Below are 12,959 nucleotides of genomic sequence, written 5' to 3'. Positions count from 1 at the left end.
CCGCCCATCCTAGGAGGCGACCGGGGAGGCGCCGGGTTCAGCCGGCGGGTCGGCCGACGGGTCGGCTGACAGGTCGGCTGACAGGTCGGCTGAGAGGTCGGCCGACGGGTCAGCCGACCTCGCGCACCGCCCAGCGGCGAGCGCCCAGCAGGCCGGGGGCGATCACCAGGATCAGCAGCGGCAGCAGCTCGAAGGCACCGGCGTCACCGGTGCCCAGCTGGGAGGCGGCGGTCTGCAGATCCAGTGCGCGCAGGATGTCGGAGACCAGGTCGGAGCCGAGCAGCATGGCGATCCCGCCGGCCGTGGAGACCACGAAGGGGATGCCGATCGCAGCGATCAGGCCGATCACCGTCGACTGGGTCAGCAGGCCCATCGCGATCGAGAACAGCACGACCGCGCCGAGGACGGCGAGCTGCGTGGTCATGACGTCGTCGAAGGTGCTGAACACGGCGCCCTCGCCCAGCAGCTCGCCGCCGATCAGCGTGGTCAGGGACGCGAGGCCGATGGACAGGGCGATCAGCACGGCGCTCATGATCAGCGCCGCGATCGCCTTCGAGGCCATGACCGCGAGGCGCGAGGGCCGCTGCTGGAGGGTGACCTGGACGGAGCGGTCGGACCACTCCCCCGCCGTGATCACCACGGCGACGACGGGGATGATCAGGGACAGGGGAAGGCTCATCAGCGCCATGGTCAGGGACACGTCCGAGAGGCCGGTGTCCAGCGCGACGGGCTGGATCAGCCCGGCCAGCACGGCGGTGCCGGCGAGCGCGAGCACGCTGATGGCGAGGGTGATGGCGGTGCCGCGGGTGTCGAGATATCCGCGGAGGTCGATGTCGGGTCGCATGATCTCTCCTCAGGCGGGGACGGAATGGGTCGGACGGGGCGCGGCAGCGGGGGCACCGGGGCCGGCGGCACCCGGGGCGGAGCCGGGAGCGCTGTCACCGCCGCTGGCGCGGTCGGCGCCGGCGGTGAGGGCGAAGAAGACCTCCTCGAGGCCGCCGCGGTCGGAGGCGCCGAGGGAGGTCAGCACGATCTGCTCGCGCAGGGCCAGGCGGCCGACGTCCTCGGGGGCGAGGCCGACCTCGACGATCCCGCCGTCGCGGACCTCATGGGCGATGCCGTCGCGGTCGAGGGCGCGCAGCAGGGCGGCGGGCTCGAGGGCGCCGACGAGGGTGCCGCCGTCGCCGGCGGAGAGCTCGTCGAGGGTGCCCTCGTGGACGAGGCGTCCGCGGGCGATGACGACCGCGCGGTCGACGGTCGCCTGCACCTCGCGCAGCTGGTGGCTCGACAGCAGCACGGTGCCGCCGGCGGCGGCGAAGTCCCGCAGCAGGCCGCGCATCCAGCGGATGCCCTCGGGGTCCAGGCCGTTGGCGGGCTCGTCGAGCACGAGCACGGCGGGGTCGCCCATGAGGGCGACGCCGATGCCGAGGCGCTGGCGCATGCCGTAGGAGTAGCCGCCGACGCGCTTGCGGGCGGCGTCGGCGAGGCCGACGGTCTCGAGGATCTCGTCGGCGCGGGCGGCGGGGACGCCGATCGCGCGGGCGGTCAGGCGGAGTGTCTCGCGGCCGGTGCGGCCCTTGGCGAGGGCGGTTGCGTCGAGCATGACGCCGATCCGTCGGGCGGGGGCGTCGAGGGCGGTGAAGGGGGTGCCGCCGACGAGCGCCTCGCCGGCGTCGGCGCGGGCGAGGCCGGTGAGGATCCGCAGGGTCGTGGACTTGCCGGCGCCGTTGGGGCCGAGGAAGCCGGTGACGGTGCCGGGCTCGCAGGTGAAGGAGAGATCCTCGACGGCGGCGCGGTCTCCGTAGCGCTTGGTCAGTCCGCGCACCTCGAGGGCGGCCGGGCTGCGGGTGGGGGTGGTCGTCGTGTCCATGCCTCCAGGCTCCTCGCAGCGCGGAGCCGTCGCATCGTCCGCGGGGGTCGCGCGGCGCCGACGATCGTCGTGCATCGCGCCTCCGCGGCCTCGCCCTGCGGCGGGGGCGGGCGGGCCGGGCGTCCCCCTTCCGACGCGGAGCGGAGGTCGTCCGGTCGATAGGCTGGCGTGCATGGAGACCCTGGGACAGCCGGTCCGTCGGACCTGGCAGGAGGCGCTCCTCGTCGTGCTCGTCGTCGGCGAGGCGGTCGCCGTCGTCCTGCTCGATCCCGGACCCCTGCTCATCCCCCGCGCGGTCCTGATCGTGCTGCTCGGCGCGACCCTCCTGCTGCGCTTCCGGTACTGGCCGTGGCTGCTGCCGCTCGTGCTCGCGCTCGACGCCGCCGCCGGGTCGCTGACGGTGCTGGTGATCGGCACCTACTGCTATGCCACCCGCTCCTCCTCCCGCATCCGGACCCTGCTGGTCGCCGCCCTCGCCGTCACCGCCGGCGCGGTCCCGCTGCTGCTGATCTCGAACACCGAGGTCACGGTGTCGGGACTGATCCTCATGGTGCTGCTGGTCGCCGCCGCGGTCGCCACCGGCATGTACTCCTCGACCCGGCGCCTGCTGCTGGCCGAGCTGCAGCAGCGCGCCGAGCAGGCCGAGTCCGGTCGCGCCTCCGCCGAGGAGCAGGCGCGCCGGGCCGAGCGCACGCGCATCGCCCGCGAGATGCATGACATCGTCGCCCACAAGATCTCGCTGGTGGCCCTGCATGCCGGGGCCCTCGAGGTGAATCCGACGCTGGAGCGCGAGCAGGTCGAGCAGTCGGCCGCGCTGATCCGGCAGACCGCGACGACGGCGCTGTCGGAGCTGCGGGAGGTGCTCGGCGTGCTGCGCGGGGACGACGAGGCGGCGCCCCTGGCCCCGCAGCCGACCTGGGAGGACGTGCGCGCCCTCGTCGCCGGGTCGAAGAGCGCGGGGATCGGCGTGGAGCTGTTCGACTTCATCGACGACCCCGTGCCCGACGCCCTCGCCCGCACCGCCTACCGGGTGGTCCAGGAGGGGCTGACGAACATCCACAAGCATGCCCGGCACACCCGGGCCCGGGTCGCCCTCATCGGCGAACCCGGAACCGACCTCGTGATCGAGGTCAGCAATGTCCTGCCCAAGGGCTTCACGACGGACCTGCCGGGCGCCCGCATGGGCCTGTCCGGCATCGAGACGCGCGTGCTGCATGCTGGGGGGACGATCTCGTCGGGACCCACCGACGATGGACGCTTCGAGGTGAAGGCGGTGATCCCGTGGCCGATGGCGAGCTGACGCGGGTCGGACTGATCGACGACGACTCCCTGGTCCGCGCCGGGCTGGCGATGATCCTGGGGGCGGACCCGGGGATCGAGATCGTGGGCGAGGGCAAGGACGGCACCGAGGCGGTGCCGCTGGTGCACAAGCATCGGCCCGACGTGCTGCTGATGGATGTGCGCATGCCGCAGATGGACGGCATCGCGGCGACCCGCGCGGTCTCCGCCCTCCCGGACGCCCCGCGGATCATCATGCTGACGACCTTCGACATGGACGAGTACGTCTTCCAGGCGCTGCAGGCCGGGGCCAGCGGCTTCCTGCTCAAGGACACCCCGCCGCAGGAGCTGGCGCGGGCGGTGCACGTGGTCGCCCACGGCGAGGCGATGCTCTCCCCCACGGTCACGCGGCGGATGCTCACGCACTTCTCCGACGCCAACCCGGGCTCCCGCAGCGACCGCCATCCGGGCCTCGAGCAGCTCACCGAGCGCGAGACGGAGGTGCTGGGCGCCGTCGGCGCGGGTCTGTCGAACGCGCAGATCGGGATGCGGCTGTTCATGAGCGAGGCGACCGTGAAGGCGCACGTCTCGAAGATCTTCGCGAAGCTCGACTGCAGCAACCGCGTGCAGATCGCGATCATCGCCCATGAGGCCGGGCTGTCGGACCTGGACTCCGACCTCGTCGACGGCGAGTGAACCGGGGCGCCGTCGACGCGTGAGCCGGGGCGCCGTCAGCGAGTGAGCCGTGACGCCGACGGCCGGGCGCTCAGCCCCAGCCGAGCTCGTGCAGGCGCGCGTCGCTGAGCCCGAACAGGTGCCCGAGCTCGTGCTTCACGGTGACGGCGATCTGCTGCACCAGGTGCTCGCGGCTGCGGCACACGCGCTGCAGCGGCCCGCGGTAGATGAAGATCCGGTCGGGCTCGGCATAGCCGGTGAACACGCTGCGCCGGTCCAGCGGGATCCCGACGTACAGGCCCAGCAGCTCATGGCCGACCTGGTGCTCCTCGGGCTCCTCCTCGACGAGGATCGCGACGTTCGAGCGGGCGATCAGCTCGGCGATCTCCTCGGGCAGGGAGTCCAGGGCGTCGTCGACGGCCTCCTCGAAGTCCTCGCGGCTGATGCGGATCATGAGCTCATCGAATCACGGGCGCCCGTGATCTCCATGGACGCCCGAGGAGGCGGAGCTCGCCTCGAGGATCCGGCGGCCGCGGTCCGTGGTCGGGAAGGCGTCGACGATCGCGCGGAGGGTCCGCCGATCGGTCGCGGCGCCGAAGGCCTCCGTGTACGGCTGCAGGCGGATGCCCTCGCGCAGGCCACCGATGACGAGGGGGTCGAAGCCCAGCTCGTCGACCAGGCGCGCGACCTCGGCGATCGGATCCGTCCCGTCGGCCGCAGTCGTCGCGTCGGCCGGAGCCGGGTCGCCGGCGATCGCGATCGCGAGGCGCTCCGGGGAGCCGGCGGGCCGGCCGCGCTCGTCGAGGTCGTGGTAGCCGATGTGGTTCAGGGCCTTGACGATGCGCGCGCCGGGAAGCGTCTCCTGGACGATCTCGCTGGTCGAGGCGGACTCGTCGGAGTACTCCGGGAGGTCCCCGTCGGTCTCGCGCCAGTAGTTCATCGTGTCGACGACGGTCTTCCCGACCAGCAGATCGGCCGGGAGCTCCCGGTGCCGCGAGAGCGGAAGGGCGAGGATCACGAGGTCGGCGGAGGCCGCCGCGGTGCGGGCGTCGACGGGCTCCGCCCCGGGGGCGAGGACGCTGACGATCAGCGCGATCCGGGACGGGTCGCCGGAGCCCGCGATGAGGACGCGGTGCCCCGCGGCCAGCGCGAGCCGCGCCAGGACAGTGCCGACCTTGCCGGCCCCGAGGATGCCGATCGTGCGCGGCGTCCGCTCGCCGTTCCCCCTGCTCTCCGCGCTTCCCACGCTCGCCGCGCTCATGCCGGGACCCCTGCTCCGGCCGTCGCCGAGGCGACGAAGGCGCTGTCGGCGAGGAGCTCCCGGACCATCGGGATCACCTGCGTGCCGTAGAGCTCGAGGGCGCTGAGGCGTACCTCGGGCCGGTTGGCGCCGGCCGCGTAGATGAAGTCGAAGCGCGAGACGCCGAGGGCGGCGATGTTGCGCGCCATCTTCTCGGCGACGGTGCGCGGGGAGCCGACGTACAGCGCGCCGTCGCGCACCTCGGCGAGGTACTCCTGCTTGCGCAGGGGCCCCCAGCCGCGCTCGCGGCCGATGGCGTCGCGGTTCGCGGCGAAGGGACCGTAGTGCTCCTCGAGCGCCTGCTCGTCGGTCGCGGCGATGTGCCCGTGGGAGTGCATGCCGACGGCCTGCGCCGTCGTCCCCAGCTGCGCGGCCGCGCGATGGTAGAGGTCGACGTAGGGGCGGAAGCGGATCGGCTCGCCGCCGATGATCGCGAGCATGAGCGGCAGCGAGTGCTGGGCCGTGCGGACGACGGACTGCGGGGAGCCGCCGACGCCGATCCACGTGGGGATGCCGTGCTCATGGGCGGTGCGGGGGAAGACCTGCGCGTCCTGCAGCGCCGGACGTCGGGTCCCGGACCAGGTCACGGGCTTCTCGTCGAGGAGCTTCACGAACAGGTCGAGCTTCTCCTCGAAGAGGACCTCGTAGTCGGCCAGGTCGTAGCCGAACAGGGGGAAGGACTCGGTGAAGGAGCCGCGGCCGAGGATCACCTCGGCGCGTCCGTTCGAGAGCGCGTCGACGGTCGCGAAGCGCTGGTAGACGCGCACCGGATCGTCGGAGCTGAGGACGGTCACCGCCGAGGACAGGCGGATCCGGTCGGTGCGGGTGGCGAGCCCGGCCAGGAGGGTCTCCGGCGAGGAGATCGAGTACTCCTTGCGGTGGTGCTCGCCGACGGCGAAGACGTCGACGCCGACCTGGTCGGCGAGGACGCCCTCCTCGAAGACGGCGCGGAGGGCCTCGGCGTCGGAGAGCCGGTGGCCCTCGGCGTCGGCGGGGACGTCGCCGAAGGTGTCCACCCCGAGGACGAGGTCCTCGGGGGCGATGGCGGGGATGCTCTGGGGTGCGGGAACCGCGGTCATGGGGTGCCTCCTCGGGCGCGTCGAGAGATGCCTCGACTATCCGCCCCGAATGATTTATCTGTCAATCACTTGTGATCCGCAGGCCCCGACGGACCCGCCGGACCGGCGGACGACGCGGCATCGGACGCGGGGACGAAGGCGGCGATGGCGCAGGCGAGGTCCGCGTCGATGGCACCGATCACCGTCTGGCCGATGGCGCGCAGCGCGGCGACCTGCTCGCCCTGCAGTCGATCCATCAGCAGCTCCCGCACATCGCCGGCATGGCCGGGGGCGGCCGCGACCACCACGGCAAACCCCGCGTCGGTGAGCGTCGCCATCGTGCGCCGCCCGACGCCCGGACTCCGCCGACGCTCCAGCAGCCCCCGCTTCTCGAGTCGCCCGGCCACATGGGACAGGCGGGAGAGGGACGAGGAGGACAGGCGCGCGAGCTCGCTCATCTGCATCGTCCGCTCGACCTGCTCGGAGAGGACCGAGAGCACCATGTACTCGAAGAACGTGAGGTCCGAGCGCGCGCGCAGTCGAGCGTCGAGCTCGGCAGGGAGCAGTGTGATCAGCGCGGTCGTCGCCATCCAGGCCCGCCTCTCCTCCTCGGAGAGCCAGCGCGGCTCCGCGGGCGGCTCGGACGTCGAGGCGGCGGTCGGGTCGGTCTGCGGGGAGTCCATGGTCGCCATCCCGCCACCCTACCTTTTCTACTTGACACTTCAAGTGAGGGGCTCTATCTTCTTGAATCGTCAAGTAGACCGGACTCGAAGGAGGATCCCATGGGGATCGCACTGTGGATCATCGCCGGACTGCTCGCCCTCGGATTCCTCGGGGCCGGCGGCATGAAGGCCAGCTCGTCGAAGGAGAAGCTCGCCGAGAACGGCATGGGGTGGGTCGAGGGCTTCCAGCCCTGGCAGGTCCGGGCCATCGGCATCCTCGAGGTGCTCGGCGCCGTCGGCCTGATCGTGCCCGGCTTCCTCTCGGGGCTCGGCTGGCTGGTGCCGACCGCCGCGACGGGCCTGCTGATCCTGATGATCGGCGCCGTCGTCGTGCACGCCCGTCGGAAGGAGGCCTTCACCCCTGCGCTGGTGCTGGGGATCCTCTCGCTGGTGATCGTCGTCGGACGCTTCGCGATCCAGCCGTTCTGATCCGCGCAGCCGACGACACCCCTCCCCCGAGGGGGGACCCTCGCCGGACGGCCATGCAGCACAGCGGCCCCGGCTTCTCGATGAGGTCGGGGCCGCTGTGCGTCGCGGGTCGTGGGCCGCCAGCGGGAATGCGTGTGCGGATCCGGGACTGATGAATGGTCAGGTCACGCCGACACCCGATCGCGCATCAACCCCAAGCTCTGTCAGCAGAGGGTGTGCGCTCGGACCGGGAACCGCGCAGGCGGGTCCAGGATGCTCGCCGACGGCGATGCGGGCAACGCCCCCGGGATCCTCAAGGAGCCCGAAGCCCAGGCCGCCATCCTCGACCACTCCCGCGGCGAGCCCCCACGATCAGCCTCGTCGCCGCGCAGAGCGGGCGCAGAACGAAGAAGCCCCCGAAGCTTTCGCTTCGGGGGCTTCTCCTGCGGGGCGACCCTGACCGGGCTTGAACCGGCGACCTCCGCCGTGACAGGGCGGCACTCTAACCAACTGAGCTACAGGGCCTTGCTTTGTCGTCCGGTCTCCCTTTCGACATGGATAACTCTACCGGACGTTCTGGGGACTCCCGACCACTTTTCGTGTGAGCCGCCTCGCACTGCTGGTGAGGGCCGTTCGAGCGCCCGCGCCGCCCCCCCCTGGAGGAGCGGGGCTGATGCGCGGGGCCGCAGGCAACGAGGAGTCCTCGGGACGAGACGAGAGGAGGGGACTGCGGAACGACCGGGGCACGGGTCGGCGTCGGAGACGCCAGGGGCGGAGGCGCCGGACCGCCGCGTGTCCGGGGCGCAGCACCGGAACGGAAGAAGGGCCCCGGCGCGATGCCGGAGCCCTTCTGTGTGGACCGCGTCCCCGCGGCATCGACAGGCGATGCCCCGGGTGCCGCACCCGCGCAGTACCCCCAACGGGATTCGAACCCGTGTCGCCGGCGTGAAAGGCCAGTGTCCTAGGCCGCTAGACGATGGGGGCAGAGCAGTGAACCGCCCGCAGGCGAGCATACCCATCCCGACGCGGTCCCCGCGATGGATTCCCGCCGAGGTGCGGCGCACGTGACACCCGTCGCGCCGACGAGCAGGCTCCCGCACCGCACTCGGCATCGCCTCTCCCCTGCCCGATGCCACCTCGAACGCGACCCGGCGTAGCACCTCGGCGTGGCCTGCCTCTCATCGGCCCTTCTCGGTTAGCGCCGCCCCGAACCTCCTGCTAGTCTTGACCCCGGTCACCGACAGGTGATCACGGCTCTGTAGCTCAGTTGGTAGAGCGTTCGACTGAAAATCGAAAGGTCACCGGATCGACGCCGGTCGGAGCCACCACCAGAGAGGCGATCTTCGGATCGCCTCTCTTTTTTCATGCATCTTTCATGCATCGAGCGCTGAGGCGGCGAGGGACCGGCCCCGAGCTCACCGGCTCGCGGCCGCCCCCGCTGACCGGTGCACGATCTCCAGCCGTCCGAGCAGGACATGACGTGTCGGACGCGGCGACGCTCCACGTGTCAGGTCACCTGCCAGCACCGCCACCGCCGTGCGCGTCATGGACGGCTGCGACGATCTCCTCGACCGCCTCATCGGCGCCCATCAGGCTGGTGTCGATGATCAGGTGGTAGCGCGTCGGCTCGGACGGGTCCCAGCCCATGAGCGTGCCCGACATGCGCGGGCGCATGCGGTCCTCGCGCACCTGCCGCTGGGCGGCGACCTCGGGGGCGAGGCCCTCGGCGGCGGCCGCCCGGGCGACGCGGTCCTCGACCTCGCCCTCGAGGCGGATGTGGACCGCTCCGATGACGTCGCCGAGGATCATCGTCGCGTCGCGGCCGACGACGACGCCTCCCTCGTCCCGGACCAGGCGCATCACCTCGTCGATGTTCTGGCGGACCATCTGCGTGGAGATCTGCGCGTCGCCCGAGGCGGCGGCGACGTTCACGTCGAGGGTCTGCCAGGAGAAGGCGTGCAGCCAGCGCAGCGTGCGGCCGGTGCGGTCGTCGGCGAGGACCCGCGGGTTCGGCGACGAGGCCCGTTCGAGGTCCTCCGAGCTGAAGCGGGTGCCGGCGAAGGGCACGCCGAGGGCCTCGGCGACGCGGCGGCCGATCTCGTCGGCGCCGGCGCCGTAGGTCTCGGTGATCGTCACCAGGGGACGGTCGGCGATCAGGCGGTGCCCGTCGTCGGCGAGGCGGAGGCAGCGCGGCGATCCGGCGGCGCCGCCATCAGAGCCACCGGAGCCGCCGGATCCGTCGGAGCCGCCGGAGCCCTCGGTGCCGGAGGCGCCTGCGCCTGCGGCGGGCCCGACGGCATCGACGGCGCTCGCGGCGCGGGCGCGACGTCGGCGCAGATCCTGGACGATGTCGCGATGCTGATCCATCGTCAGCGGGTAGGCCAGCATGATGGCCGCGGCGATCAGGCACATCACCGCCGGTGCCCAGCCGGCGGCGATCTCGATCCCCCGCAGCGCGCTCTCGGACTGGACCGCCGCGCCGGAGACGTAGCCGAAGGCGCCGATGATCGCGCCGCCGAGGGCGCCGCCGACGCCCTGGCCGGTCTTGCGCACGAAGGAGAGGACCGAATAGGCGCCGCCCTCGGCGCGGGTCCCCGTGCGCCACTCGCCGTAGTCGACGGTGTCGGCCTGCATCGAGAACATGAGCGCGTTCGACCCGCCGAAGCCGATCCCGTACAGGACGTAGCCGAGCAGCGCGATCGGGAGCCCGCCCACCGGGGTCGCGCCGACGACGACCAGGCCCGCCACCGCCACGATCGCGAGGCCGACATACCCCATGCGCTTGCCGAGCCGCTCGGTGAGCGCCGGGACGGCGGAGGCCGCGGCGATCGTGCCGACGGTCTGCGCGAGGAACAGCAGCGTGAAGAACCCGGCGCCGCCGACGACGTCGCGGGCGAAGTACATCATCACCGCGTTCATCGTGAAGCCGCCGCCGAGGAAGAACAGCGCCCCGAGGCACAGCACCAGCAGCGGAGGATTGCGCACCACCATCGCGAGGGTCGTGCGGAGGTTCAGCGCGCCGCTGCCGGCGGGGACGACCTCCCGGGTGCCGCGGAAGCACAGCCAGTACAGGACCATCGCCACGGCCGCCAGCACGATCGTCGCGATCGTGAACTTCAGGCGGATGCCGTCGGCCGCGGTGTCCTCGAACTGCGGGGACAGGATCAGCGAGAGGACCACGCCGGTGACCGAGGAGGCGATCGAGCGGGCGCCCGAGAGCCGCGAGCGGTCCGTCGCGTTCTCCGTCATCGCCGCCGACAGCGAGCCGTAGGGGATGTTCACGAACGAGTAGGCCAGCTGGAAGATCGCGTCGAACAGCAGGATCCAGGCGACCGTCGCCGTGCCCGACAGCCCCGCGGGCGTGCTGAACAGCATCACCAGGGCGACCACGAGGAAGGGGCTCGCCCACAGCAACCAGGGCCGCAGGCGTCCGTGCCGCGTCGCCCGGCGGCCGACGGTGTTGCCGGCGACCAGGTCGGTCACGCCCGCCCACACCTTCGTGACGCCGTAGATCGTGCCGGCGATCGCGGCGGGGACCCCGGCGATGTCCGTCATGTACACCATGAGGAACAGCGAGGTCATCTGGAAGGCGACGTTGTTGGCGGCGTCGCCGAGCGCGTAGCCGACGATCCTCTTCCGGGGCAGCAGATCCGTGGTGCTCGCCGGGGCGCCTGCGCCCGCCGTGTCCGTCATGCGTCGGTCCTCCTCGTCCGTCCGCTGCGCCCTCGGCCTGGACGGCGCCGCCGCGTTGATCCCCCCAATCTGGCACGGGCCGCCGCCCGGGCCCAGAAGTCTCCGGGACTTGCCATGCCGCGGTCGCCGCCGTCCGTAGAGTGGGTGCGGGCCCGGGCGCCGCCCGTCGGGCCCGACGACGACCCCGTGGAGGCCGATGATGCCGCTGGACAATCCCGATCTCGCGATCGCCCGCGCGGCGACGCCGCTGCCGATCGCCGAGATCGCCGCGCGCGCCGGCATCCCCGACGCCGCGCTCATCCCCTACGGGCGCCAGATCGCGAAGGTCGACGTGCGCGCGATGCCGGCCCCCGGGCCCGACGGTCGCCTCGTGCTGGTCTCCGCCATGTCGCCGACGCCCGCGGGCGAGGGCAAGTCCACCACCACCGTCGGCCTCGCCGACGCGCTCACCCTGCGCGGGCGCCGCACCGTCGTCGCCCTGCGCGAGCCGGCGATGGGCCCTGTCATGGGCATCAAGGGCGGGGCGACCGGCGGCGGGCACGCGCAGGTGATCCCCATGGAGGACATCAACCTGCACTTCACCGGCGACTTCCATGCCGTGCAGATCGCCAACAACACCCTCGCCGCGCTCCTGGACAACCACCTCCAGCGCGGGAACGCCCTGGACATCGATCCGCGCCGGATCCAGTGGAAGCGGGTGCTCGACGTCAACGACCGCGCCCTGCGCAGCATCGTCATCGGCCTCGGCGGCCCCGCCCAGGGGGTCCCCCGCGAGGACGGCTTCGACATCGTCGTCGCCTCCGAGATCATGGCGATCCTGTGCCTGGCCTCCGACGTCGACGACCTCGAACGACGGATCGGCGACATCGTCCTCGCCCTCACCCGCGAGCGCGAGCCCGTGACCGTCCGCGACCTCGGCGTCCAGGGCGCGATCACCATGCTGCTCAAGGACGCGATCCGCCCCAACCTCGTGCAGACCCTCGGCGGCACTCCCGCCCTCGTCCACGGCGGTCCCTTCGCGAACATCGCCCACGGCTGCAACTCCCTCGCCGCGACCCGCCTCGCCCTCTCCCTCGCCGAGATCACCGTGACCGAGGCCGGCTTCGGCTCCGACCTCGGCGCCGAGAAGTTCCTCGACTTCAAGGCCCGTCTCGGCGGCCTCCGCCCCGACGCCGCGGTCGTCGTCGCGACCGTCCGGGCGCTCAAGCTCCACGGCGGGGTCGCCCTCGCCGACGTCGAGTCCGAGGACGTCGGCGCGATGCTGGAGGGCACCGCGAACCTCGCCCGCCATGTCGAGAACCTGGGCCGCTTCGGCCTCGAGCCGGTGATCGCGCTGAACCGCTTCCCCTCCGACACCGACGCCGAGATCGCCGCGCTGCTGGACTGGGCACGGACGCACGGGCATCGCGCGGCCCTCTCCGACGTCTGGGCCGCGGGCGGCGAGGGCGGGCTCGCCCTCGCCGACCAGGTGCTCGAGGTGATCGACGGGCAGGGGCCGGATGGTCGGCGGCCGGATGGGCCGGGGCCGGATGGCTCGGGGCATCGGGGATATCGCCCGCTCTACGATCCGGCCGACGGCGTCGAGAACGCGCTGCGGACGATCGCCCGGGAGATCTACGGGGCCGAGGACGTGGTCCTCGTGGATCGGGCTCCTACCCAGCTGCGGCTGCTGCAGCGCCACGGCTGGGACACGCTGCCCGTGTGCGTCGCGAAGACCCCGTACTCGTTCTCCGACGATCCCACGTTGCTGGGCGCCCCCACCGGGCACATCCTGCACGTGCGGGACCTCGTGCCGCGGACCGGCGCGGGCTTCGTCGTCGCCCTCACCGGCGCGATCATGACGATGCCGGGGCTCCCGCAGGAGCCTGCGGCGCTGCGGATGGGGCTGGACGCGAACGGCGACCCCGTCGGCCTCTTCTGAGCCGCCCCGTCCTCGGAACCGGGGCCGCCTCGCA

The 12,959-nt window shown here is 72.5% G+C and carries 11 protein-coding genes and 3 tRNA genes; 5 read left to right on the top strand and 9 right to left on the bottom strand.

Going from position 1 to position 12,959, the window contains the following annotated elements; genetic code table 11:
• Nucleotides 1–109: 109 nt before the first annotated feature.
• Nucleotides 110–844, bottom strand: a complete 735-nt coding sequence (locus ACXET9_RS10600) for an ABC transporter permease (RefSeq protein ID WP_457886550.1) — start codon at nt 842–844, stop codon at nt 110–112.
• Nucleotides 845–853: 9 nt separating this feature from the next.
• Complete coding sequence (locus ACXET9_RS10595) at nt 854–1,870, bottom strand: ABC transporter ATP-binding protein (protein ID WP_457886549.1); 1,017 nt, start codon at nt 1,868–1,870, stop codon at nt 854–856.
• 172 nt (nt 1,871–2,042) lie between these two features.
• On the opposite strand from ACXET9_RS10595, the gene ACXET9_RS10590 reads away from it, so the two are divergent.
• Both ACXET9_RS10590 and ACXET9_RS10585 read left to right on the top strand, forming a co-directional pair.
• Nucleotides 2,043–3,170, top strand: coding sequence for a sensor histidine kinase (locus tag ACXET9_RS10590; RefSeq protein WP_457886548.1), 1,128 nt, complete (start codon nt 2,043–2,045; stop codon nt 3,168–3,170).
• Nucleotides 3,152–3,844 carry a response regulator gene (locus tag ACXET9_RS10585; RefSeq protein WP_457886547.1) on the top strand — a complete coding sequence of 231 codons (693 nt, stop codon included), beginning with the start codon at nt 3,152–3,154 and terminating at the stop codon, nt 3,842–3,844. Before ACXET9_RS10590 ends, ACXET9_RS10585 begins: the two co-directional genes overlap by 19 nt.
• 70 nt (nt 3,845–3,914) lie before the next feature.
• Here ACXET9_RS10585 and ACXET9_RS10580 read toward each other — a convergent pair whose 3' ends face one another.
• The 4 genes from ACXET9_RS10580 to ACXET9_RS10565 all read right to left on the bottom strand — a co-directional run bounded on the left by ACXET9_RS10580 (nt 3,915) and on the right by ACXET9_RS10565 (nt 6,873).
• Nucleotides 3,915–4,277, bottom strand: a complete 363-nt coding sequence (locus ACXET9_RS10580; RefSeq protein ID WP_457886546.1) for a metallopeptidase family protein — start codon at nt 4,275–4,277, stop codon at nt 3,915–3,917.
• A gap of 12 nt (nt 4,278–4,289) precedes the next feature.
• Nucleotides 4,290–5,084: an NADPH-dependent F420 reductase gene (locus ACXET9_RS10575; protein ID WP_457886545.1), complete on the bottom strand. Its 795-nt coding sequence runs from the start codon at nt 5,082–5,084 to the stop codon at nt 4,290–4,292.
• Nucleotides 5,081–6,202 (bottom strand): LLM class flavin-dependent oxidoreductase, encoded by a 1,122-nt coding sequence (locus tag ACXET9_RS10570; RefSeq protein WP_457886544.1) that lies wholly within the window; start codon nt 6,200–6,202, stop codon nt 5,081–5,083. The genes ACXET9_RS10575 and ACXET9_RS10570 overlap by 4 nt, the downstream gene beginning before the upstream one ends.
• Before the next feature lie 65 nt (nt 6,203–6,267).
• Nucleotides 6,268–6,873, bottom strand: a complete 606-nt coding sequence (locus ACXET9_RS10565; protein ID WP_457886543.1) for a MarR family winged helix-turn-helix transcriptional regulator — start codon at nt 6,871–6,873, stop codon at nt 6,268–6,270.
• A 90-nt stretch (nt 6,874–6,963) separates the two neighbouring features.
• Here ACXET9_RS10565 and ACXET9_RS10560 point away from each other — a divergent pair, with 90 nt between their 5' ends.
• Nucleotides 6,964–7,332: a DoxX family protein gene (locus ACXET9_RS10560; RefSeq protein ID WP_457886542.1), complete on the top strand. Its 369-nt coding sequence runs from the start codon at nt 6,964–6,966 to the stop codon at nt 7,330–7,332.
• 430 nt (nt 7,333–7,762) lie between these two features.
• Here the strand turns inward: ACXET9_RS10560 and ACXET9_RS10555 are convergent.
• A tRNA-Asp gene (locus ACXET9_RS10555) sits at nt 7,763–7,836 on the bottom strand.
• Nucleotides 7,837–8,222: 386 nt separating this feature from the next.
• A tRNA-Glu gene (locus tag ACXET9_RS10550) sits at nt 8,223–8,295 on the bottom strand.
• Nucleotides 8,296–8,563: 268 nt separating this feature from the next.
• Here ACXET9_RS10550 and ACXET9_RS10545 point away from each other — a divergent pair.
• Nucleotides 8,564–8,639 (top strand) — tRNA-Phe (locus tag ACXET9_RS10545).
• A gap of 184 nt (nt 8,640–8,823) precedes the next feature.
• Here ACXET9_RS10545 and ACXET9_RS10540 read toward each other — a convergent pair.
• The gene (locus ACXET9_RS10540) at nt 8,824–11,004 is read right to left on the bottom strand and encodes a glycoside-pentoside-hexuronide (GPH):cation symporter (RefSeq protein ID WP_457886541.1); all 2,181 of its coding nucleotides are present in this window, start codon (nt 11,002–11,004) and stop codon (nt 8,824–8,826) included.
• 199 nt (nt 11,005–11,203) lie between these two features.
• Between ACXET9_RS10540 and ACXET9_RS10535 the strand changes: the two genes are divergently transcribed.
• On the top strand, nt 11,204–12,925 hold the full coding sequence (locus ACXET9_RS10535; RefSeq protein ID WP_457886595.1) for a formate--tetrahydrofolate ligase: 1,722 nt from the start codon (nt 11,204–11,206) through the stop codon (nt 12,923–12,925).
• Nucleotides 12,926–12,959: the final 34 nt, after the last annotated feature.

This window comes from Brachybacterium netajii (SeqCode) (assembly GCF_054114245.1).
The sequence above is the reverse complement of the archived record's forward strand: the minus strand, read 5'-3'. Positions and strand labels throughout refer to the sequence as shown.

Bases quoted from the DNA above. Each gene is read 5' to 3' on its own strand.
- ACXET9_RS10575 (WP_457886545.1), bottom strand. From the start codon at position 5,084: ATGAGCGCGGCGAGCGTGGGAAGCGCGGAGAGCAGGGGGAACGGCGAG.
- ACXET9_RS10595 (WP_457886549.1), bottom strand. From the start codon at position 1,870: ATGGACACGACGACCACCCCCACCCGCAGCCCGGCCGCCCTCGAGGTG.
- ACXET9_RS10570 (WP_457886544.1), bottom strand. From the start codon at position 6,202: ATGACCGCGGTTCCCGCACCCCAGAGCATCCCCGCCATCGCCCCCGAG.
- ACXET9_RS10560 (WP_457886542.1), top strand. From the start codon at position 6,964: ATGGGGATCGCACTGTGGATCATCGCCGGACTGCTCGCCCTCGGATTC.
- ACXET9_RS10600 (WP_457886550.1), bottom strand. From the start codon at position 844: ATGCGACCCGACATCGACCTCCGCGGATATCTCGACACCCGCGGCACC.
- ACXET9_RS10590 (WP_457886548.1), top strand. From the start codon at position 2,043: ATGGAGACCCTGGGACAGCCGGTCCGTCGGACCTGGCAGGAGGCGCTC.
- ACXET9_RS10540 (WP_457886541.1), bottom strand. From the start codon at position 11,004: ATGACGGACACGGCGGGCGCAGGCGCCCCGGCGAGCACCACGGATCTG.
- ACXET9_RS10535 (WP_457886595.1), top strand. From the start codon at position 11,204: ATGCCGCTGGACAATCCCGATCTCGCGATCGCCCGCGCGGCGACGCCG.
- ACXET9_RS10565 (WP_457886543.1), bottom strand. From the start codon at position 6,873: ATGGCGACCATGGACTCCCCGCAGACCGACCCGACCGCCGCCTCGACG.
- ACXET9_RS10580 (WP_457886546.1), bottom strand. From the start codon at position 4,277: ATGATCCGCATCAGCCGCGAGGACTTCGAGGAGGCCGTCGACGACGCC.